Origin of the sequence: Azospirillum sp. OGB3, assembly GCF_014192915.1 — a bacterium.
Taxonomy (GTDB): Bacteria; Pseudomonadota; Alphaproteobacteria; order Azospirillales; family Azospirillaceae; genus Azospirillum.
Window position 1 is genome coordinate 28,420 of the sequence record NZ_JACHYN010000008.1, and the last position, 19,703, is coordinate 48,122.

Consider the following 19,703-nt stretch of genomic DNA (forward strand, 5'->3'; position numbering starts at 1 on the left):
TTGCACCGCTTTATTGAAGGGGCAATGCCGCACTCGTGATGCGGCCGGCCCTTCGCATCGCGCCTTCCAGTTCCCGTTCCAACGTGTCCGCGCGATGCGCGGCGGTGTGGTGTTCCAGGACTCGCCGCCGGGCTCTTGCGCCCATCTCTTGGCGGGCATTGTCGTCCAACTGGTGAAGGGCGTGCAGAACGTCGCCGGACGTGTGGGCGAGAATGATCTCCCGGTTCGGCTCCAGCAGCGCGTCGAGGCCGTCCCAACGGTCGGAGATGATCGGAGTGGCGCAGGCGGCGGCCTCGAACAGCCGGACGCTGGGGCTGTGGCCGGCGCGGATCATGTCCTCGCGCGTCACGTTCAAAGTGAAGCGGCTGGCCGCATAGAAGGCGGGATGCTCGGCTGGAGGAACATGATGCCGACGTTCGACATTTCCGGGCCAGGCGATCCCGTCGGGGTATTGCGGACCGGCAACGACGAAGCGCAGCGACGGCGCACGCCGGGCCGGCTCCAGCAGCAACCGCTCCAGCGTCGGTTGCCGGTCGGGGCTGTAGGTGCCGAGATAGCTCAGATCCCAGCGCTTGGGTGTCGGCAGGGGCACGTAGGCGTCGGCATCCACGGAGCAATGGAGCGCGCGCGCCGCCGGCGAGCCGTAGCGGGACTCCAGCCGCTCCAGCGTCGGTCCGCCCGTGAAGGAGAAATACACGTCATAGCCGGGAATGAGGGCAGGGGTGAGATACTCCTCGTCGCCGCGTTCCAGCTTCGCCAGGGTCACCGGCGTGTCGATGTCGTAGAAGGCGACGATCCCCTGCGCGATTTCCTGCGCCCAACGGCCGACGGCGACACCATCGGGCACGTAGGAACCGACGAGCACCGCGTCGGCCTCCTCGACCATTCCGGCCCACCGCCGCAGGTCAGCGAGATCCTTGTAGAAGGCCAACCGGCAATAGCCGGGATCGGCGAGATCGCGATTCTGCGCGTACCAGGGAACGTCGCGCTCCAGGAACAGGATCTCGTGGCCGCGTGCGGCGAACGCCTTGAGAAGGGCGCGGAAGGTGGTGGCGTGGCCGTTGCCCCAGGAGGAGGACAAGCTCAGCCCCAGGACGACGAGCTTCACGCCGCGCTCCTTTCCCGCCGGGCCGCCAGGGCTTCGCGCAGCAACATGTCAACCTCCGTGCCGCGCCGGGCGTAGGTGTGTTCCGCAAGGGCACGACGCCGCGCGGCATCGCCGATGGCACGGGCACGGGCCGGGGTGAGGGCGCGCAGATGATCGGTCACGTCCTGGCCGTCGCGGGCGATGAGGATCTCCTCGTCCGGGGTGAGGAACAGTTCGACCCCCGTCCAAGCGTCCGTGATCAGGCAGGCCGCCGCTCCGGCAGCCTCGAACACCCGCGTGGCGGGCGAGAAGCCGACCTCGGCCATGCTGTCGCGGGCGATGTTCAGAACCGCCAGCGCCGAGCTGTTGAAGGCGTTGTGGTCGGCGGTGCCGACATGGCCGATGTGGGTGACGTTGGCCGGCAGCCCCTTCGTCTCCCAGCCGCTGCCGCCGATGATGCAGCGCCTCTGGGGGTTGTGAGCGGCTGGCTCCAGGAAGAAGCGCTTCACACGCTGCTCGCGGTCGGGCAGGCGGTTGCCAAGAAAGCTGAGATCGGCGGCGAATCGCGATTGGGTCGGAGCGGGATGGTGCGTCGCCGGGTCCAGCGCGTTGTAGATGGGGCGGCACAGGCGGGCGCCCATCGCCTCGTAGGCTGCGATCACCGGCGGGCCGCCGCCGTAGGTCAGCACGGCGTCGATTTGAGGCAGCCGGCGGCGCAGGGGATGGCCCGGCGCCTGCCGTAGCTCGGCCAGGGTGGCGGGGGCGTCGACATCCCAATAGACACGCAAGGCGTGGGGAGCGGCGGAATCCATCACGCCGTCGAGCAACTCGTCGTCGAAGACGCCGACGCCGTTCGCCTTTACCACCACATCGGCCTCGGCGGCGCGGGCGATCACGGTGCGGCAGGCGTCGGCGGTGGCCTCGTACACCACGACGCCGGCCCAGTCGGGCGGCTCGATATCGCGGTGCTTCTGGCGGTCGAAGGCGTCCGGTTCGTAGAAGGTGACGTCCCAACCCCGCTTGGCGAGTTCGCTCAACATGCCGCGATAGTAGGTGGCGGCGCCGTTCCAGTAGGAGGAAAGCAGGCTCGAACCGTAGAAGGCCATCTTCATCGGACAGGCTCCAGCATCGAAGAGGGGGTGGGCGTGCCAGCCAGAGCGGCGACGATGGCGAGCAGCTCACTGGCGCGGTGGGCGCAGGTGTGGCGGGCGCGGATCGTTTCCAGGCCGTTGCGGACCAACGCCGCGCGGAGGTCGGCGTCGCCGTCAACGGCGCGCAGATGGGCGGTCATATGGGCACCGTCGCGGGCGACCAGGAAATCCGTTCCCGGTCGGAACAGAACCTCGCAATCGCTCCACGGCGCGCTGACCAGCGGGATGCCACAGGACAGCGCCTCGAACACGCGGATGGTCGGGATGCCTGGCAGGGATTCGACGTAGAAACGGCGCGGCACATGGACGGTGACCCGATGGCGGGCGAATATCGCAGGCGCGCGGACGTTGGGCAGCCAACCCTTGTAGGCGATGCCGTGCCGCTTCAGCGTTGACAGGGCTTCGGCGGGGTAGCGCACGCCATAGACGTCCAGAGGCAGACCCGCGGCGCGGGCAGGAGCGAACAGAAAGCTCCCCAGCTCCTTCGCCCGCTCGCCATCGCCCCAATTGCCGATCCACACCGCTCCGCTGCGCCGCTCCGCCCCGGGCAGCGGGTGGAACAGCCGGACGTCGGCGGCTTCGTGCCAGACGAAGACGCGATCCTCCCAGCCCCAGCGCCGGTACACGGCGGCCAGAGTTTCGCCGAAGGCCAGGACGCCGTCGTAGCCGGAGAGATCGAAGGCGGAGATGGCCTCCGGATCACTGACCGCGCGATGGTGCGTGTCGTGGAACAGCAGGAGAAAGCGACCGCCCTGCGCCCGCGCCCGGCCCACCGCCGCGACCAGAGCCGGGTCGTTCCATTCATGGACGATGACCAGATCGGCCCCGTCGCACAGCGCCGCCGCGTCGGCGCCGGCTGTGAAGGTCAGCGAGCTCAGCTCCGGATAGGCGGTCCGGTAGGGCGCCAGCCCCGCTTCGCCATGATCGGCCAGAAGGTTCTGCAGGCTCCACGCGCCCTCGGGTTCAAAGACGCGGACCTCATGGCCGAGGATGATCAGCTCCCGCAGAACGCCGCGCAGGAAATGGGCGTTGCCGTGGTTCCAGCAGGACGCCAGCGAATGGGTGAAATAGACGATCTTCACGCGACGGCCTCCTTGCGGGAGGGAGTGGGTGTGTGACGCGTCAGGACGCTGCGGTAGAGACTGCGCATGCCGGAGGCCATCGGCTCCATGCCGTATTGCCCAGCCTTGAGCCGCGCCGCCTCGCCGAGGCGCCCGGCCTCCTCCGGATCGTCCAGCAGGCGGCGGAGCGTGGCGGCCAGGGCTGCGCTGTCCCTCGGCTCCACAAAGAGCGCGACGCCGTCCCACAACTCGCGGAAGGTCGCGATGTCCGACAAAACCAGCGCGCAGCCGGCCTGCGCGGCTTCAAGCACCGTCAGGCCGAACGGCTCGTAGAGCGCGGCGGAAGCGAAGACCGGCGCCCGCGCCAGCCATGCCGCGACCGACGCCGCATCCAGGCGCCCGAGCGCCTCGGCGTGACGCAGGGTCCGGCGATTCCCGCCCGGCCCCTCCAGCGAGCCGGCGGCGACCACCGGTGCCGCGAGCAGCGCCGTCGCCGCGTCCAGCGTCGCGATGTTCTTTCCGTCGTCCCACAAGCGCCCGGCGGTGAAGACGAAACGCTCCCGTCCGCCCGGCCCACCGCCGGGAGGAGGACGGCGTCCGTTGCGCACCACGACCGGTGGCGGCAAACCATAGGCGGCGGCGGTGGCCTGCGCAAAGGCGGCGCTCGGCGCCGCCAGCGCGTTGCAGGCCCGGTAGCCCCGCGCCAGAACCTCGATCCGCCAGAGAAAGTCGCCCGGCAGGGCGTTACCGCGCAGGGTGGCCCACCACGTCGCCAGACAGGAATGGCAGACCCCCACAACCGGAACCGTGAATCCGGCGTCCGCCGCCAGGGCCGGGCTGTTGAGATGGACGAGATCCACGTCCAATCGCCGGGCGAGCGCTCCCAGCGCTTCGGCGCCGCGCCGGATCGCGGCCGGGTCCTCCGCCATCCAGTCCAGCGGGAGGCCGGTGTCGATCAATTCCAGGCCGGGGATGGCGCGCGCCGCCGCGGTCTGGTCCTCCTGCGGTGACGGGCCAAGCACCGCCAGCGTAACTCGCAGGCCGCCGGCCGCCAGTTCCTGGGCGAGGTCGAGCGCGTAGGTCCACACTCCGCCCACGCTGTCCGCCGTCATCAACAGATGCGCGGGGAATGGATGCGCGGGGGCTGCCGGGGGCGTCACCGGCAACCGCATGCGGCCTCCAGCTCATGCAAGGGCAGGGGCTCCTCCTCCTGAATGTCGCTCAGTCGTGCGAATTGGCGCAGATAGTGCTCGTGCGCCCTTTCCCACGCCCGGTCGTCCGGTTCGCCCCACAGGCGTCGGTAATCGGGCGAGGCGGGGTAGGGGTAGAGCGGCACCGGATCGTTGGCCCAGACGCCGGCACCGTGCAGCCTCTCCCGCCATCGTGCGACGAGCCCGGCGTCGTCGCCGGCCATGGCAATCAGGTTGGCCTGGACGAAGGGGACGCTGCGCCGGGCGTGGATCAGGCGGTCGGCCAGTGCGTCGGTGCTCATGCGGCAGTTCTTGTCGAGCGCCGCGCGGCCTTCCTCGGTCAGGCTTTCCACCCCGGCCTCGATCGACACGCAGCCGGCGGCCCCAAGGAGATCCAGCAGGTCGGGCTTCCACAGGTCGATGCGGGTCTGGATGCCGAACTCGACCGGACGCTCCACCAGCGCTTCCAACAGGTCGCGGCGGGGCAGGAAGATCTCGTCGATGAAATAGACGTAGCGCACGCCGACGGCGGTCAGCCGGTCGATCTCCTCCAACACGATGGCGGTGTCGCGGCGGCGGTACTGGTCGCGGAAATCGATCTTGGCGCAGAAGGAACAGGTGTAGGGGCAGCCACGCGACGCCTCGACCTCGGCCCCGGCACCGAGCGGTTCGGTGCCGTACCGGTGGTGATGGTGGTGATGGCGCTCAAGCCATTCGGCGGGCCAGGACAGCGCCGGCAGATCGACGAAGCGGCCGGTGTGCGGGCCGCCGGTGACGACGGTTCCGCCGCCGCTGCGGAAGGCCAGCGCCGGAACGCCGTCCAACCCGGGCTGGCCGGAATCCAGCCGGTCAGCAAGCCGTTTCACGATCTCCTCGCATTCGCCCCGCACGACAACGTCCACGCCCAGCTTGGCCAGGGCCGCACCGGGGGTGGTCGATCCATGCGGCCCCACCGCGACGGTCCGGCCGCCGCGTCCATCCAGCGTCAGTAGGAAATCACGGGGGATTCGCATCTCCGGCGGGGCGCAACGCCAGAACAGGTAGGTCGGTGCGGTCGTCACCACGGTGAGGCCGGGCGCGAAGCCGGCCACCCGATCCGCCAGTTCGCCGTTCGACACCCCCGTCAACGGCCCGTCGAGCAGCAGGACGTCATGTCCAGCGCGCTCCAGAAGCGCCTTGCAGTAGCCAAGTTCAAGGGGCAGATGCGGCTCGCGGCAGCCGAAATAGATGCTGTGCGCGAAGGTCCAGGCCGGGTTGACCAACGCCACACGCATCATGTCGCCTCCACCAAGGCCGGTCCGGACCGGCGGTTCATGCCACCAGCCCCCGCGCTTCGAGTTCACCCCGGGCCTCGGCTACGCGGTCCTGCGCCTCCTGCCGGGCAACCCATTCGGCGAGTTCGCTCAGACCTCCGGCGAAACCCTGCCGCGCTTCGTAGTTCAAGACCGTCCGGGCCTTGCCCAGGTCAGGGATGTTGTGGCGGATGTCGCCGGCGCGGGCTTGGCCGGTGATCTCCGGCGTCAGGTCGGGCCGGCCCATCGAGGCGGCCTGGAGCCGCGCCACCCCCTCCACGGTATGGTCCTCGCCGGACCCGATGTTGAAGACCTCGCCGTTGGCGGCTGGCTGGTCAAGCGCCAGCAGGAACGCGCGTGCCACGTCGCCGACATGCACGAAGTCGCGCCGCTGTTGGCCATCCTCGAAGATCATCGGCCGCTGACCGTTGGCGATGCGCGAGGCGAAGATCGCCAGCACCCCGGTGTAGGGGTTCGACAGGGCTTGCCCGGGGCCGTAGACGTTCCAGAGCCGCAACGCCGCCCCTTCCATCCCGTACTGGGCGGTGAGCGTCAGGGCCAGCCGCTCCTGCACGTATTTGCCGATGGCGTAGACGGATCTCAGGGCCGGGCGCTTGCTCTCCGGCGTGGGGACGGGGATCAGCGGCCGTCCGTTGGAGTCGAGCGGGTCCCAGGAGCCGTCCGGATTGCGCCCGCCGCGCACCACGTCCTCCATCGCCATGCCGTCGACGGTCCGGTACAGACCTTCCCCGTAGATGCTCATCGAGGAGGCGACCACCACCCGGCGGACCGGCCGCTCGATCAACCGCTGGAAGAGCACGGCCGTCCCATGGTCGTTCACCGAGGTGTAGCGGTCCACCGCGTACATGCTCTGGCCGACACCGACCTCGGCGGCGAGGTGGATCACCGAATCCATTCCCTCCAGCGACCGACCGACCATGGCCTCGTCGCGTATGTCCCCGATCAGCAACTCGACGTCCGGGTCCAGTTCGCCGGGCCGCGTCCGTGTGGGATGGACTTGCGCGATCAGACTGTCGAGAACCCGAACCCGGTCGCCGCGGGCGAGGAGCGCCCTGGCGACGTGGCGGCCGATGAAACCGGCGCCACCGGTGACAAGAACGGATTCTCCCACGAGTCCCTCCGCTGATGGACGGTGATGTTCGCAACGGCTATTAACGGTTGTGTTGATTATGCATAAAATTGGAAACAGAAGCCGCATTGTCGCTTATAAAGAAGTATAAATTTTCACATGCGGCACGAGATTCCCATGTGTTCGGTTCGCTTTGTGAGCAGAAACGTGATCGTATCAACATTAACATCGTTTTATCCTTTTCCACACCTAATCCAAAAGTCGTGGTCAGATTGGACGATCTTCCCGCAATTATTTTTCCAAGATACAAATATCATTCCGGTTCATTGAGGAAGTTTTCAGAATGAGGAGAATTTCGTGACTGGGAAAAAGCTGCGGGTGGCGATTGCCGGTGTCGGAAATTGCGCTTCATCCTTCGTGCAAGGTGTAAGCTATTATGCCGATGCTCAAGCTAATGAGCCGCCGCCCGGGCTGATGACTCTCGATCTCGGCGGCTACCGGGTCAGCGACATTGAAATGTCTGCCGCCTTCGATGTGAACGCCGCCAAGGTCGGGCGGGATTTGTCCGACGCCATCTTTGCCCCTCCGAACAACACGTGCCGTTTCGCAACCCCGCGTGCTTCGGGGGTACAAGTGGAGCGCGGTCCGACACTGGACGGCATCGGCCGTTATCTGGCCGGTGACATCGAGGAGTCGGAGGAGGCGCCGGTTGCCATCGCCGAGACCCTGCGCCGCTCAGGCACCGATATCCTGGTGTCCTATCTGCCGGTCGGTTCGCAGCGAGCCACGGAGTTCTATGCCGAGCAGGCGCTGGAGGCCGGCTGCGCCTTCGTCAACTGCATCCCGGTCTTCATCGCCTCCGATCCAGTTTGGGCGAAGCGGTTCGAGCGGCACGGCCTGCCGGTCATCGGCGATGACATCAAGAGCCAGATGGGTGCCACCATCATCCACCGCACGCTGGCGAACCTGTTCCGCGAGCGCGGCGTCCGGCTCGACCACACCTATCAGCTGAACTTCGGCGGCAACACCGATTTCAAGAACATGCTGGAACGCGAACGCCTGGAATCGAAGAAGATTTCGAAGACCCGCGCCGTCACCAGCCAACTGGACGTGCCGCTCGACGCGGACGACGTCCATATCGGTCCCAGCGATCATGTCCCCTGGCTGGCCGACCGGAAATGGGCGCACATCCGGCTGGAGGGCACCGCTTTCGGGGGGGTGCCCCTGAGCGTGGAGCTGAAGCTGGAGGTCTGGGACAGCCCGAACTCCGCCGGCATCGTGATCGACGCGGTGCGCTGCGCCAAGCTGGCGCTGGACCGGAAGATGGCCGGGCCATTGATCGGGCCGTCGAGCTACTTCATGAAATCGCCCCCCGAGCAGTTCACCGACCATGAAGCGCGCGAGCGCACGCTGCGCTTCATCGCCGGCGAGGCAGCGGACGGCCCGCGCTTCCGGGCGTGAGCGGCGGCGTGGAAACGATCCTGGTCCTGCTGCGTCACGCGTCGCACGACCGGCTGGGCTCCGTGTTGTGCGGACGCATGCCCGGTGTGACGCTCAGCGAGGCCGGCCGGCGCGAGGCCGACGCGCTGGCCGTCACATTGGCGCGGCACCGGTTCGCCGCCGTGCTGTCCAGCCCGCTGGAGCGCGCCGTAGAAACGGCGGCGGCCATCGCCGCGTCACAGGCCTGGGCCGTGGAGGTGGAGGAGGATCTCAACGAGCTTGATCTCGGCGCCTGGGCCGGCATGCGATTCGAAGACCTGCGCGGCGATCCGGCTTGGAACCTGTGGAACAGCGCGCGGTCGCATGCCCGCCCGCCTGGGGGCGAAACAATGCTGGAGGCTCAGGCCCGGATGACGCGCTGCATCGAGCGGCTGCGCCGCCGGTACGCCGGCCGGACCGTGGCCTTGGTCAGCCACGCCGACGTCATCAAGGCGGCGCTGTCCCACGCCTTGGGGCTTTCGGTGGATTTCCACGCCCGGTTCGAGATCGCTCCGGCGTCCCGCAGCGTGCTGATCGCCGGGGAATGGGGCCTGAAGGTCCACAGCATCAACGAGGCGGCGGAATGACGAATCTGACGACCGACCAAATCCGCGCCCGGGTCGCCGCGCTGGGGGACTGGTTCCACAACATCGATCTGAACGGCGTCAGCACCGCCCCCGACCACTTCCTGCACGATTACCCGAACGTGAAGTGGCGACGGTTCGCCCATGCGGTCCCGCAGGATCTGAGCGGCCTGACGGTGCTCGACATCGGCTGCAACGGCGGCTTCTACTCCATCGAGATGAAGCGGCGCGGCGCCGAGCGGGTGGTCGGGATCGACTTTGACGATCGTTATCTCGCACAGGCGCGCTTCGCCGCCGAAGTGACCGGCCAGGATATCGAATTCCGCAAGCTGTCTGTTTACGATCTGGCGCGGCTGGGGGAGCGGTTCGACGTCGTCTTGTTCATGGGGGTGCTTTATCATCTGCGCCACCCGTTGCTGGCTCTCGACCTGATCCACGAGCATGCCGCCCGTGACCTGATGATCTTCCAATCGATGCAGCGCGGTGCCGAGGTGGTCGAGCCGCTGAGCACCGATTACGACTTCCGCCAGCAGGACCACTTCAACGCGCCCGGCTATCCGAAGCTGCATTTCATCGAACACCAGTATTCCGGCGACTGGACGAACTGGTGGGTCCCGAACGCCGCCTGCGCCGAGGCCATGCTGCGCAGCGCCGGCTTTCGGATCGTCGAGCATCCGGAGCAGGAGGTCTATGTCTGCCGCCGCGCTGCACGGCCGACCGAGGCGGGCGCCGTCTATCCCGCCCTGCCACCCACCGCCGCACCATCCGCCGGACGGGCACCGGCAAACCACGTCAGGACGGGAAGCCAGGGATGATCGAAGCCGCCAAGATCTGGAACGAGCCCAACAACAAGTCCCACTGGAATCCCGATCTCGATCCGGAATGGGATCTGTTCGCCCGCATGACGATCCTGTCCGGACAGGCGATCCGGGCGGAGAATGGCGCGCTCACGCGCGTGTTGGGCGGCATCTCGCCCATCGATCCCTCCTTCATCCGACGTCTGGACGAACGCGGCGCGCTGGACCATGTGGACGTTGTTGCGGTGCATGGCTTTCCGCTCGACTGGAATCTCTGGCAGATCCACGAATGGCCGGACAAGATCGAGGAGATTCGCGCCGTCACCGGCAAGCCCATCTGGGTGACGGAGGCCGGCGTTTCGTCCTTTGGTGCCGAGGAGGTGCAGGCCTGGGGCGTCACCCGCACCGCGGAGCTGCTGATCGGCCGGGTTCCGCGCATTCACTGGTACAGCCTCTACGACCTGCCCAGCGCTTGGGAGGCGACGACGCGCCACAAGGAGGCGGAGGGCTCCTCCTACTACCGTCATTTCCATATGGGGCTGCTGCGGGCGGATGGTACGCCCAAGCCGGCGCTCGACGCCTACGCGCCCTATGCGGCCGAGATGGGGATTTGCCAATGGTTCCACTTCGAGGATCACCGGCTGGACGAGGCGGTGGCCTGGATGAAGCGGTTGGGTGTCCGGCACCTGCGCACCGGCCTGTCCTGGGCCGACAGCTTCCGGCCGAACGCGCTCGCCTGGTTCGACCGTCAGATGGAAGCGCTGGCCGATTTCGATGTCACCATAACCTTCTGCTTCACGCCCGAGCATCGTGGAATCGAACCGCACCACACCAGCCCGCCCCAGGTCGCCGAGGAGTTCGCGGATTTTTGCGCCGCCATGGTCCGCCGTTACGCCAGCACCGCTCCGGCCGCGCCGTTCCCCCTGCTGGCGATGGGATAGGAGGCGGTAGACCAAGACACTTCGCCGCGCGGAGCGGGTGAACCATGCTGGTTTACGGCGATCGCGACCGTCACGAGAACCCGCGCGTCGCCATGGGGCGGATCGCCGCCGCCCATCGTGCGGCCGTCGCCAAGCCTGACGGGCTGATCCGTCATGCCATGCTGGTGTCCTTGTTCATCGAGGCGGCGGAGCTTGCGCAGGGCCTCGCTGATGCGGAATTCGCGGCGCTGGGCGAGGACGATTGCACCCCGTGCCGCGATGCGGCGATGGCGGTCGTGATGGGATTGGCCCGCGCCGTCGCCCGATCCTGGCGCGGCGAGCCGCAGCCGGACGCTTGCGCGCTGGCGGCTGAGCTGGAAACGTTGTCGGCGCAACCCTTGCCCGAAGCCGTGCGGATACGCCGACCCGAAGGCTATGCCTTCTATGGCCTCTATCCGGAAGCCTATCTGGAGGCTGCGGCCCGGCTTCCGCCGGACTTGCCGACTCCGTTCGTCGTGATTGGCCTGCGCAGCATCGGAACCGGACTGGCGGCGATGGCGGCGGTTGCGCTGGACGCAGCGCCTCCGGTCACTCTGCGTCCGATCGGTCATCCGTTCCAACGCGCCGTCCGCGTGTCGGCTCGCCTGCGGGCCGCCCTGCTGGCCGACGCGGGCGCGTCCTATGTGATCGTCGATGAAGGGCCGGGTTTGTCCGGCAGTTCGTTCGGCGCCGTCGCCGATTGGTTGGAGACGGCGGGCGTGCCGTCCCGGCGGATCGCGTTCCTTCCCAGCCATGGCGGCGATCCGGGGCCGCGCTCAGCCGACCGGCACCGTCGCCGCTGGGCCGAGGCGGTGCGTCCGGTGATCGGCTTCGATGAACTGACGCACGCTGCGCATGGCCCGGTGCCGCCGTTGGAGTGCTGGTTCGAGGACACGCTCGGCCCTGCGGTCGCACCGTTGCGCGATCTGTCGGGCGGCGCATGGCGGATGGTATCGGGGGATTTGGCGGGGGATTTGGCGGCGAATGTTGCGGCGGACTGGCCGCCGGTCCATGCGCAGCAGGAGCGCCGCAAGTTCCTGCTGCGCACTGCCTCCGGCTCCTGGCTTTTGAAATTCGCCGGCCTCGGACGCCTGGGCGAGGCCAAGCTGGATCGGGCCCGCGCGTTGCATCAGGCGGGTTTCACAACAAAACCAATGGCACTCCGTCATGGCTTCCTGGCGGAGCGTTGGTTGGACGGTGCGCAACCGCCCTCCACCATGCCTCTGGAGCGCTTGGCCGACTATCTTCTGTTCCGCGCCCAACGCTTTCCGGCGGAGCGTGACACGGGCGCCTGCCTTCCGGATCTGCTGGCGATGGCGCGCGTGAACATCGGCGAAGCGCTTGGCGCCGCCGCGACCGTCTCCTTGGATTGCTGGACGCCGGACATCCTGAGGGAGTTGGACGCCGGGGTCCGGCGCGTCATCACCGACAACCGCCTTCACATCTGGGAGTGGCTGCGCACCACCGACGGCCGGGTGCTGAAGGCCGACTCGCTCGATCACGCCGATGCGCATGACGTGGTCGGCTGCCAGGACATCGCTTGGGACGTGGCGGGGGCCATCGTGGAATTCGGCCTTGCGGAGGCGGAAGCCGACCGGCTGTGCGACGCAGTGGGCGCTTCAAAGCGGCTGGTGGCCTTCCATCTTCCCTGCTATCTCGCCTTCCAGATCGGCTATTGGTCATTCGCCTCCTCCGATGCGGGAGCGGCGTCCATGCGCCGCTTCTACGGGGAGGCTTGGAAACGGCAAGCGGACCGTGGTGGGCGCTCCCCACCTCCCGCCGGCACGCCGTAACCGCTGCTTCAAGCATCTCCTTCGGACTTGGCGCGTTTCTCACGACCGTGGCACTCGTGCACAGCCGATCTGGGTCACGCCTTCGAAGACCGACAGCGTTTATTGGCCTTCTGCCGTCTCGCCATCGTGCGCCGGGCTGATCACAAGCAGCAGGTCTCCGGGCTGGATGATATGGCGGTGACGTTCCGTGAAGGGAATGGCGCGGCCATTGCTGTGGATCTGCACGATCACGCCGGCGCTTGCCTCCGCCATGGTCTTGCCGATTTCGTCCTGGGCCGCCGGGCGCTCGGTCAGCACCATTTGACCACCCACCGACATCAGGTCGCACAGGAAGGGAGTCGCATGGCTCGTTTCCACGGCATCGGCCATGAGATAGCCACCGATCCTGGGCGGCGACACCACCAGGTCGGCGCCGCTCAGCTTGGCCAGTTTGATGTTCTCCTCCTGCTTGATGTTGCCCACGATCTTGGTGCCGGCAGACAGATGGCGGACGGTCAGGATGACCAGGATGGTGGTGTCGTCCCGGCCCGAGCTGACGATCACCGCCTTGGCGCTTCCCACGCAGGCCCGCGTCAGTATTTCTTCGCTGGTGGCGTCGCCGAGCAACCCGATGAATCCGGCCTCGGCCGCCAGCCGGATGCGTTCCTCCGATTGATCGATCACGACGATCCGTTCGCCCGGATGCCCCTTGGCGACCGTCTCCTGCGCGGCGATGAGGCCGCTGTGCCCGAAGCCGCACAGCACGATATGCCCCTGCAGATGTTTCTGAATTCGGCTCATTCGGAAATCCTCGATGATCCGCTGCACAACGAATTCGTAGGCGGTGCCCAAGAAGATGAACCAGATGAAGATGCGGATGGGCGTGACCGCGAAGGCATCAATCAGCCGCGCGGTGTGGCTGACCGGAACGATGTCGCCGTAGCCGACGGTGGTGACGGTGATCATCGCGAAGTAGAGGATGTCAGGGAAGCTGACATGGCCGTCGATCTGGTCCTTCAGGCCATCGCGGTCGAACCAGAACACCGCGATGACCAGGGCAATCAGGACGACGACGAGCCCGACACGAAGGGCGAGCGTCTGTTCCGCCGACATTCCGGAGCGGACATGAAGAACCCGGCCCCGCCGGGGCGCAGACTTGATCCGCCACGTCTCGTTGCCATTGCGCTCACCAGGCTTCGGCATGGGCCATCCATCGAATGACACTCCCGGCCATCATAACGGTGATCGCCGCGTGTCGCTCCACAAGGTGGCCATGTGGAGCGACCGTCCGCTCAGCCCGTGCCGATAGGCGGAAGCTGATCGAGCAGGGAGCGCGCATTGTCCAGGATCTCCGACGGGCCCTCGGCGCCCAGCGCAAAGACGAGGCGGTCGTCTGTCCGACGCACCTGTCCGGTCCACAGACGCTCCAGCGCCGCTTCGCGCACGGCCCGGCAGGGCGTGCCGTTCAGCGTCAGCGAGACACCCGAGGGTCCGGCGGCCAAGGCGGCGACGCCCAGCCGCCGGCAGCGCGCGCGGAGCGCGGCGGACGCCAGCAACAGCTCGACCTCCTCCGGCAACGGCCCGAAGCGGTCCTCGATCTCTTCGCGCAACGGCTCGACCGCCGCTTCGTCGCGCAGACGCGCGAGGCGGCGGTGCAGGCCGATGCGCAAGTCCTCCTCCGGAAGATACGCGGCGGGAATGGTCTGGGGGATGCCCAGGCGCAGTTCGGGGGAATCGTCCATCTCGGCGCCGGCCAGCGCGCGGGCCAGAAGATGCTGGTACAGCTCGGTTCCGACCAACCGCAGATGGCCGCTCTGATCGGTTCCCAGCAGGTCGCCCGCCCCACGCCGGTCGAGATCGAGCAAACTGAGGGCGAAGCCGCCACCCAAGCTTTCGATCGCCTCAAGCGAGCCCAGCCGCCGCTCGGTTCGCTCGCCGAGCGGAGTGTCCGGGTCGGTCAGCAGATAGGCGTAGGCCTGCGCTCCCCCACGCCCGACCCGGCCGCGGAGCTGATGGAGCTGGCCGAGCCCGAACAGGTCGGGACGGCGGATCACGATGGTGTTGGCACGGGGAATGTCGATGCCGGTCTCGATGATGGGTGTCGAAACCAGCACGTCGACCGTTCCTTCCGCCACATCGAGCATGACCTGATCAAGTTTGGCAATGGGGAGGCGGCCGTGCGCGACGGCGACTGACAGGCCGGGGACGAGCGTGCGCACCTCGTCCTCCAGCGCCGGCAGGTCGGCGATCCGCGGCGCCACGCAGAAGCTCTGTCCGCCCCGCGCTTTCTCGCGCAACAGCGCGGACCGCAGAACCGAGGGGTCATAGGGGGCGACCCGCGTGCGCACCGGGCGGCGGCGCACCGGGGGAGTGTCGATGACGCTGACTCCCCGCAGTCCCGACAATGCTCCCTGCAACGTCCGCGGAACCGGCGTGGCGCTGAGCGCCAAGCAATGGACGCCGGCCGAAAGCCGGGCCAATGCCCGCTTCTGCACGGTGCCGAAGCGCTGCTCCTCGTCGACGACGACCAACCCCAAGTCGGCGAAACACACCGTCTTCGACAAAAGGGCATGGGTGCCGACCGCGATCGCCACCGATCCGTCGGCCAAGCCTTCGCGCACGGCTTTTGCGGCCGACGCCGCCATGCCGCCGGTCAACGGCTCAATGCGCAGGCCCAAACCGGCCAGCCTCCGTCGGAACACCTCCAAATGCTGGCGGGCGAGCACACTGGTCGGGGCCAGAACGGCAACCTGCCGGCCGGTGAACGCGACCGCTGCGGCGGCGCGCAACGCCACTTCGGTCTTGCCGTAGCCGACGTCGGCGCAAACCAGATGGTCCATGGGCCGCCCGCTGGCGAGCTCGGCCATCACGGCGGCGATGGCGCGCCGCTGCCCGGAGGTCTCCTCGTAGGGGAAGCGGGCGGATACGCGCCGCATCGGTCCGGCGGGCGGCGCGATCACGGCGGCTTTCTTGCGGGCCCGGCGGGCGGCCTGGCGCACGAGGCCTTTGGCGGTTTGGCCGATCTCGCGTTCCAGCTCCGCCCGGCGGGCGACCCAGTTCCCGCCCTTGAGCCCGTCGAGCGCCACCGGGGCGTCGCCGCTGCCGTAGCGCCACACGCGGTCGAGATCGGAAGCCGGCACCAGAAGCCGGTTCTCACGCGCGAACTCCATCACCAGGACGTCTTCCGGCTGGCCTCCGGCCTCGACCGTCTCAAGCCCGCGCACCGCACCGATCCCGTAGTCGAGATGGACCGCGAGATCGTCGGCCGACAGGTCGACCGGTGCCAGAGGGGTGACCGCGCGCCCGTCGTTTTCCGCGCGGGGGCGTTGGGCGATCACCGTCACGCCATCAATCGCGAAGCCCGCCGCGACCCGAAGCACTAGGGCGGCCGGGGTCGCGGGAGGCCCATCCACCGGCCAGCGGTCGAGCACCGGCACCGGCCGGCCGGTCGCCGTGGCCACCCGCTCCGCCAGCTTGGCGGCGTCGGCGGCGTTGGCGGCGGCGATGATCACGGACTCGCCCGCGGCAATCCGCTCTCCGGCGAGACGGGGGAGGGTGCGTTCGGAGACCGCCGGCGCCTCGCTGGACAAGGCTTGCCCGTCGGACTCCAGGATCAGAACCGTGCGCCCCCGCAACCCTGTCTCCCACGCGTTGCGGTCGAGGTGCATGGCGGACGCGTCGGCTTCCTCCAGGTCGTCGAACCGCGCCTCCAGCCGGTCGCCAACCCCCTCGTCAATGACGATGGGGCTGTCGGCAAGAAGCTCAAGCATGCTCGGGAAGCGGTCGTAGGCCAGGGGCAGCAGGCGCTCGAACGCGGAGGGGCGTCGTCCGGCGGCAAGCTCCTCCGCGAGCCCTGCGGCCATCGGGTCGCCGCGACCCTCCAGCCCATGGATCAACCGAGCGACGATTTCGGGCGCCGCCGGGATTTCGGTCACCGGATGAACGGTGATCCGGTCGCAGTCGCCCGTGGAGCGCTGGCTTGCCGGATCAAAGGTCCGTATGCGGGCGACCCGGCCATCGGCGATGTCGCAGCGCACGGGACGGTCGGCGTCGCCTGGAAAGATCTCCACCACGGAACCGCGGAACGCGGCCTCCCCCGGTTCGTCGACCCGCTCGTCCAGGATGTAGCCGCCGGCAACCAGAAGGTTCCGCCAAGTCTCCTCCTCATAGAGGGTGTCCGTCGCGATGACCAACGCGACGTCAGGCCAGGCGTCGGGAGGCGGAAGACGTTGCAGCGCCGCCTCGGCGGTTACCAGAACCAGCCGCCCGGCGCCTGTGGCCGGTTGGGACAGGGCGGCGATGGCAGCGGCCCGTTGCCCAAGCACAGCCCGCGATGGCTGGTCCCGCTCGCCAGGTGGGACGTCCCAACCGGGGATAAGCACGACCTCAAGGTCCGGCGTGGCGTCCCGGATCGCCCTGGCGAGCCGGGCAGCCCGGGTGTCGCTGCGGCTCACGACCAATGGCGTCACCTGTGACCCGGCGGCGCCTCTGGCAAGCTCTATTGCGAGTGCGCCTTCAGCCGGGACGGTGCAGGTCACGGACCGGTCCAAGCGGAAAACGGTGCGGTCGAAGTGCATCAGCGATGCGGAATCAGGCATGGCACACTGCGTCAGGGGAAACAGGGACAGTTGGCTCTTAACAGTCCGGCGTCCATTCATTCCCAACGGGGCGGGCAAATTCGAGGGACGGTCCGTCAAAAGGGACCGGCGCGTGCTCTTCCGCCCAACCGTCGCCTCAGCCCCATGAGGGGCATCTTCGCTTCCTTTCCGGCTTGATGGCCGGGCTGTCCCAACCTGTGGACGGGCACCCCGCCTACTCAGTGATTTCACGGATGACGCGACAGGGGTTGCCGGCGGCGAGCACACCGTCCGGAATGCTCCGCGTCACGACACTGCCGGCACCGATCACCGTCCGCGATCCAATCCGCACGCCGGGCATGATGAGCGCTCCTCCACCGACCCAGACATCCGATCCGATCTCCACCGGCTTGCCGAACTCCTGTTGCCGACGCAGTTCGGCATTCATCGGGTGCAGGGGCGTGTAGATCTGCACGCCGGGACCAAAGAACGTGAAGCTTCCGATGCGCACCGGGCATACGTCCAGCACGACGCAATTGAAGTTGAAGAACACCCGCTCTCCAAGCTCGATGTTCGATCCGTAATCACAGAAGAAGGGCGGCTGCATCCACACCGTGTCGCCGCCTGAACCAAACAGGTCGCGGAGGATGCGCCGCCGTTCGTCCTGTTCCGCCTCGCGCGTGGCGTTCAAAGCTTGGCAGAGATCCCGAGCACGCTCACGGCCCATGACCAGTTCATGATCCAGAGGATCGTAAAGCTCGCCCGCCAACATCTTGGCCTTTTCGCTACGCCCATTCTGTTCTTGCATCAACGCACCTCCTTGCTCGATGCCATCCAACCGACGGGCGTCCAAAAACTCGCGACCGGCGTCGCGATCAAGCAGCCTGGGACAATGGCCGATGCGCAGAGGAATTGATAATGATTTGCATTCTTATTAATATGCGCTCCAGGCCGCCCGTCCAAGGGGATCGAGCGCGGCGGCGAGGATATGGCGACGGGCCGTGCAGCGGGACGATGGGAAACTGAAGCTGTATCTGACGCACCGGGCGGCGTTGGTGGACTACGCCACGCCGATTGTCGGCGACCGTGGGCAGGCGGAGGATGTGGTGCAGGAGGCGTTCCTGCGCTTCATGCCCTCCTCCCCCGATCCCGTGAACCGGGTCATCGACCATCCGGTCGCCTATCTCTACCGGATCGTGCGAAATCTGGCGCTCAACGGGCGCCGTCGCGAGGGCGGTGAACAGCGCCAGGAACAGGACGAACGGACCCATTGGATGGTGCCCGCCGTGCCCCGCACTCCCGAACAGGACGCCATGCACAGCCGGGACATGGAGCGCGTGGCGGCGGCCATGGCCGAACTGCCGGAGAATGGCCGGATCGCTCTGGAGATGCACCGCTTCGGCGGCTGCACTCTTCAGGAGGTCGCCGACCATCTGGGCGTATCGGTTCCGACCGCCCACCGACTGGTGCACCGGGCTCTGATGCATGTTGCGGCCCGGCTTGGCCCTTCGTCGGATTGAGGGGAATGGCATGGCGTCCGGAGGTAAAAAGAATGCGTGGTCGGCCGTGTTGTGTGAGATAGGGCAATGCCGGTCCGACGCGGCGGGACGATGATCGATCCGTGACGGTGGGCAAGGAAAGAAGCACGGGGTCCATGACGACCGACGAAAGACCGGATCGGCCTCTGGAGGAGGCGATGGACTGGTTGATGCGCCTCCAGGCGGAGCCGGATGATCCCGGTCTGCGCCGTGGGCTGGCGGCTTGGATGGCGGCCGACAGCGACCATGCACGCGCCTGGGCGCAGGCGGAGCGGACCTGGGCGCTGATCGGCACCGTGCCACCGGCCCATTGGGTGTCCACGGGCAACCCTGCAACTCGGAAAACGCCGCCGGCACGTCGCCGGCTGCCCTGGCCTGCCGGTCTTGGACCCGTTCGTCTCGGGCTTGCCGGAGCCGCCTTGGCCGCCAGCCTGATGCTGATGGTCAACGCCGACACCCTGGCGCGCCTGCGCGCCGACCAGACCACCGGGGCCGGGGAATTGCGCAGCGTGACGCTGGCCGACGGCTCGATGGTCCATCTCGGCCCGCGGAGCGCCATCGCCACGGAGGATGGTCCCGGCCGACGCGGCGTGCGCCTGCTGGCGGGGGAGGCCTTCTTCGAGGTGAAGCCGAACCCCGCGCGTCCCTTCGTCGTCGCGGCCGACGGGCTTGCGGTCACGGTCGTCGGCACGGCCTTCGACGTGCGCCTGGGCCCGGCGGCGGTGACCGTCAGTGTGAAATCCGGCGTGGTCACGGTTCGCCACGACGGTGGTCCGCCGGCGGAAGAGCGGTTGGGCGCAGGCCAGCGGCTGACCGTCGATCACGCCGGCGGGCGCACCGTCCGCGGGGAACTGGCACCCGGCGACGTCGCCACATGGCGCGAGGGTTACCTGTTCGTCGACAACGCCACGGTGGCCGAGGTGGTCGACGAACTGCGCCGATACCAGCCCGGTTGGATCCTGCTGGAGAGCGACCAGTTGGCGAAACGCCGCGTCACCGGTCTGTACGACCTGCGCCAGCCCGAGCGTGCCCTGCAGGCGATCGTCCAGCCCCATGGCGGTCGATTGCGCACGCTCACGCCGTTCTTGCACGTCCTGTCGATGCCGTGACGGAGCCTCCCTAAAAA

The 19,703-nt window shown here is 67.8% G+C and carries 16 protein-coding genes; 7 read left to right on the forward strand and 9 right to left on the reverse strand.

Translation table 11 applies throughout. The annotated features are described in order from the left end of the window. Nucleotides 1-10: 10 nt before the first annotated feature. The 6 genes from FHW79_RS17010 to FHW79_RS17035 are packed head-to-tail and all read right to left on the reverse strand — an operon-like array spanning nucleotide 11 to nucleotide 6,913. The gene (locus tag FHW79_RS17010) at nucleotides 11-1,108 is read right to left on the reverse strand and encodes a glycosyltransferase (protein WP_183180048.1); all 1,098 of its coding nucleotides are present in this window, start codon (nucleotides 1,106-1,108) and stop codon (nucleotides 11-13) included. After that, the gene (locus tag FHW79_RS17015; protein ID WP_183180049.1) at nucleotides 1,105-2,199 is read right to left on the reverse strand and encodes a glycosyltransferase; all 1,095 of its coding nucleotides are present in this window, start codon (nucleotides 2,197-2,199) and stop codon (nucleotides 1,105-1,107) included. The genes FHW79_RS17010 and FHW79_RS17015 overlap by 4 nt, the downstream gene beginning before the upstream one ends. Then, the gene (locus FHW79_RS17020) at nucleotides 2,196-3,320 is read right to left on the reverse strand and encodes a glycosyltransferase (RefSeq protein ID WP_183180050.1); all 1,125 of its coding nucleotides are present in this window, start codon (nucleotides 3,318-3,320) and stop codon (nucleotides 2,196-2,198) included. The genes FHW79_RS17015 and FHW79_RS17020 overlap by 4 nt, the downstream gene beginning before the upstream one ends. Further along, entirely contained in the window at nucleotides 3,317-4,411 is a 1,095-nt protein-coding gene (locus tag FHW79_RS17025) for a glycosyltransferase family 4 protein (RefSeq protein ID WP_247884448.1), read from the reverse strand. Before FHW79_RS17025 ends, FHW79_RS17020 begins: the two co-directional genes overlap by 4 nt. A 44-nt stretch (nucleotides 4,412-4,455) precedes the next feature. Further along, complete coding sequence (locus FHW79_RS17030) at nucleotides 4,456-5,766, reverse strand: TIGR04295 family B12-binding domain-containing radical SAM protein (RefSeq protein ID WP_247884449.1); 1,311 nt, start codon at nucleotides 5,764-5,766, stop codon at nucleotides 4,456-4,458. A 34-nt stretch (nucleotides 5,767-5,800) separates the two neighbouring features. After that, complete coding sequence (locus FHW79_RS17035; protein WP_183180052.1) at nucleotides 5,801-6,913, reverse strand: NAD-dependent epimerase/dehydratase family protein; 1,113 nt, start codon at nucleotides 6,911-6,913, stop codon at nucleotides 5,801-5,803. Between the two features lie 432 nt (nucleotides 6,914-7,345). Here FHW79_RS17035 and FHW79_RS17040 point away from each other — a divergent pair, with 432 nt between their 5' ends. Genes FHW79_RS17040 through FHW79_RS17060 form a run of 5 tightly spaced genes read left to right on the forward strand, consistent with a single transcriptional unit; the run spans nucleotide 7,346 to nucleotide 12,483 of the window. Continuing rightward, on the forward strand, nucleotides 7,346-8,332 hold the full coding sequence (locus FHW79_RS17040; RefSeq protein WP_247884472.1) for a myo-inositol-1-phosphate synthase: 987 nt from the start codon (nucleotides 7,346-7,348) through the stop codon (nucleotides 8,330-8,332). Between the two features lie 8 nt (nucleotides 8,333-8,340). Then, entirely contained in the window at nucleotides 8,341-8,937 is a 597-nt protein-coding gene (locus FHW79_RS17045) for a histidine phosphatase family protein (RefSeq protein WP_348984187.1), read from the forward strand. After that, complete coding sequence (locus FHW79_RS17050) at nucleotides 8,934-9,749, forward strand: TIGR04290 family methyltransferase (protein ID WP_183180055.1); 816 nt, start codon at nucleotides 8,934-8,936, stop codon at nucleotides 9,747-9,749. The genes FHW79_RS17045 and FHW79_RS17050 overlap by 4 nt, the downstream gene beginning before the upstream one ends. Then, a complete protein-coding gene (locus FHW79_RS17055) occupies nucleotides 9,746-10,672 on the forward strand; it encodes a beta-xylosidase (protein WP_183180056.1) in 927 nt (308 codons plus the stop codon). Before FHW79_RS17050 ends, FHW79_RS17055 begins: the two co-directional genes overlap by 4 nt. 44 nt (nucleotides 10,673-10,716) lie before the next feature. Then, nucleotides 10,717-12,483 carry a hypothetical protein gene (locus FHW79_RS17060; RefSeq protein ID WP_183180057.1) on the forward strand — a complete coding sequence of 589 codons (1,767 nt, stop codon included), beginning with the start codon at nucleotides 10,717-10,719 and terminating at the stop codon, nucleotides 12,481-12,483. A 99-nt stretch (nucleotides 12,484-12,582) separates the two neighbouring features. On the opposite strand, the gene FHW79_RS17065 is transcribed toward FHW79_RS17060, so the two are convergent. From FHW79_RS17065 to FHW79_RS17075, 3 genes are all read right to left on the reverse strand, one after another. Beyond that, a complete protein-coding gene (locus FHW79_RS17065) occupies nucleotides 12,583-13,665 on the reverse strand; it encodes a potassium channel family protein (RefSeq protein ID WP_183180058.1) in 1,083 nt (360 codons plus the stop codon). Nucleotides 13,666-13,754: 89 nt separating this feature from the next. Further along, nucleotides 13,755-17,060, reverse strand: coding sequence for a DEAD/DEAH box helicase (locus FHW79_RS17070; RefSeq protein WP_183180059.1), 3,306 nt, complete (start codon nucleotides 17,058-17,060; stop codon nucleotides 13,755-13,757). A gap of 214 nt (nucleotides 17,061-17,274) precedes the next feature. Next, complete coding sequence (locus FHW79_RS17075; RefSeq protein WP_183180060.1) at nucleotides 17,275-17,847, reverse strand: sugar O-acetyltransferase; 573 nt, start codon at nucleotides 17,845-17,847, stop codon at nucleotides 17,275-17,277. Nucleotides 17,848-18,040: 193 nt separating this feature from the next. On the opposite strand from FHW79_RS17075, the gene FHW79_RS17080 reads away from it, so the two are divergent. Together FHW79_RS17080 and FHW79_RS17085 are read left to right on the forward strand one after the other, a co-directional pair. Continuing rightward, nucleotides 18,041-18,559, forward strand: a complete 519-nt coding sequence (locus FHW79_RS17080) for a sigma-70 family RNA polymerase sigma factor (protein WP_183180061.1) — start codon at nucleotides 18,041-18,043, stop codon at nucleotides 18,557-18,559. Between the two features lie 134 nt (nucleotides 18,560-18,693). Next, the gene (locus FHW79_RS17085; protein ID WP_183180062.1) at nucleotides 18,694-19,686 is read left to right on the forward strand and encodes a FecR family protein; all 993 of its coding nucleotides are present in this window, start codon (nucleotides 18,694-18,696) and stop codon (nucleotides 19,684-19,686) included. Nucleotides 19,687-19,703: the final 17 nt, after the last annotated feature.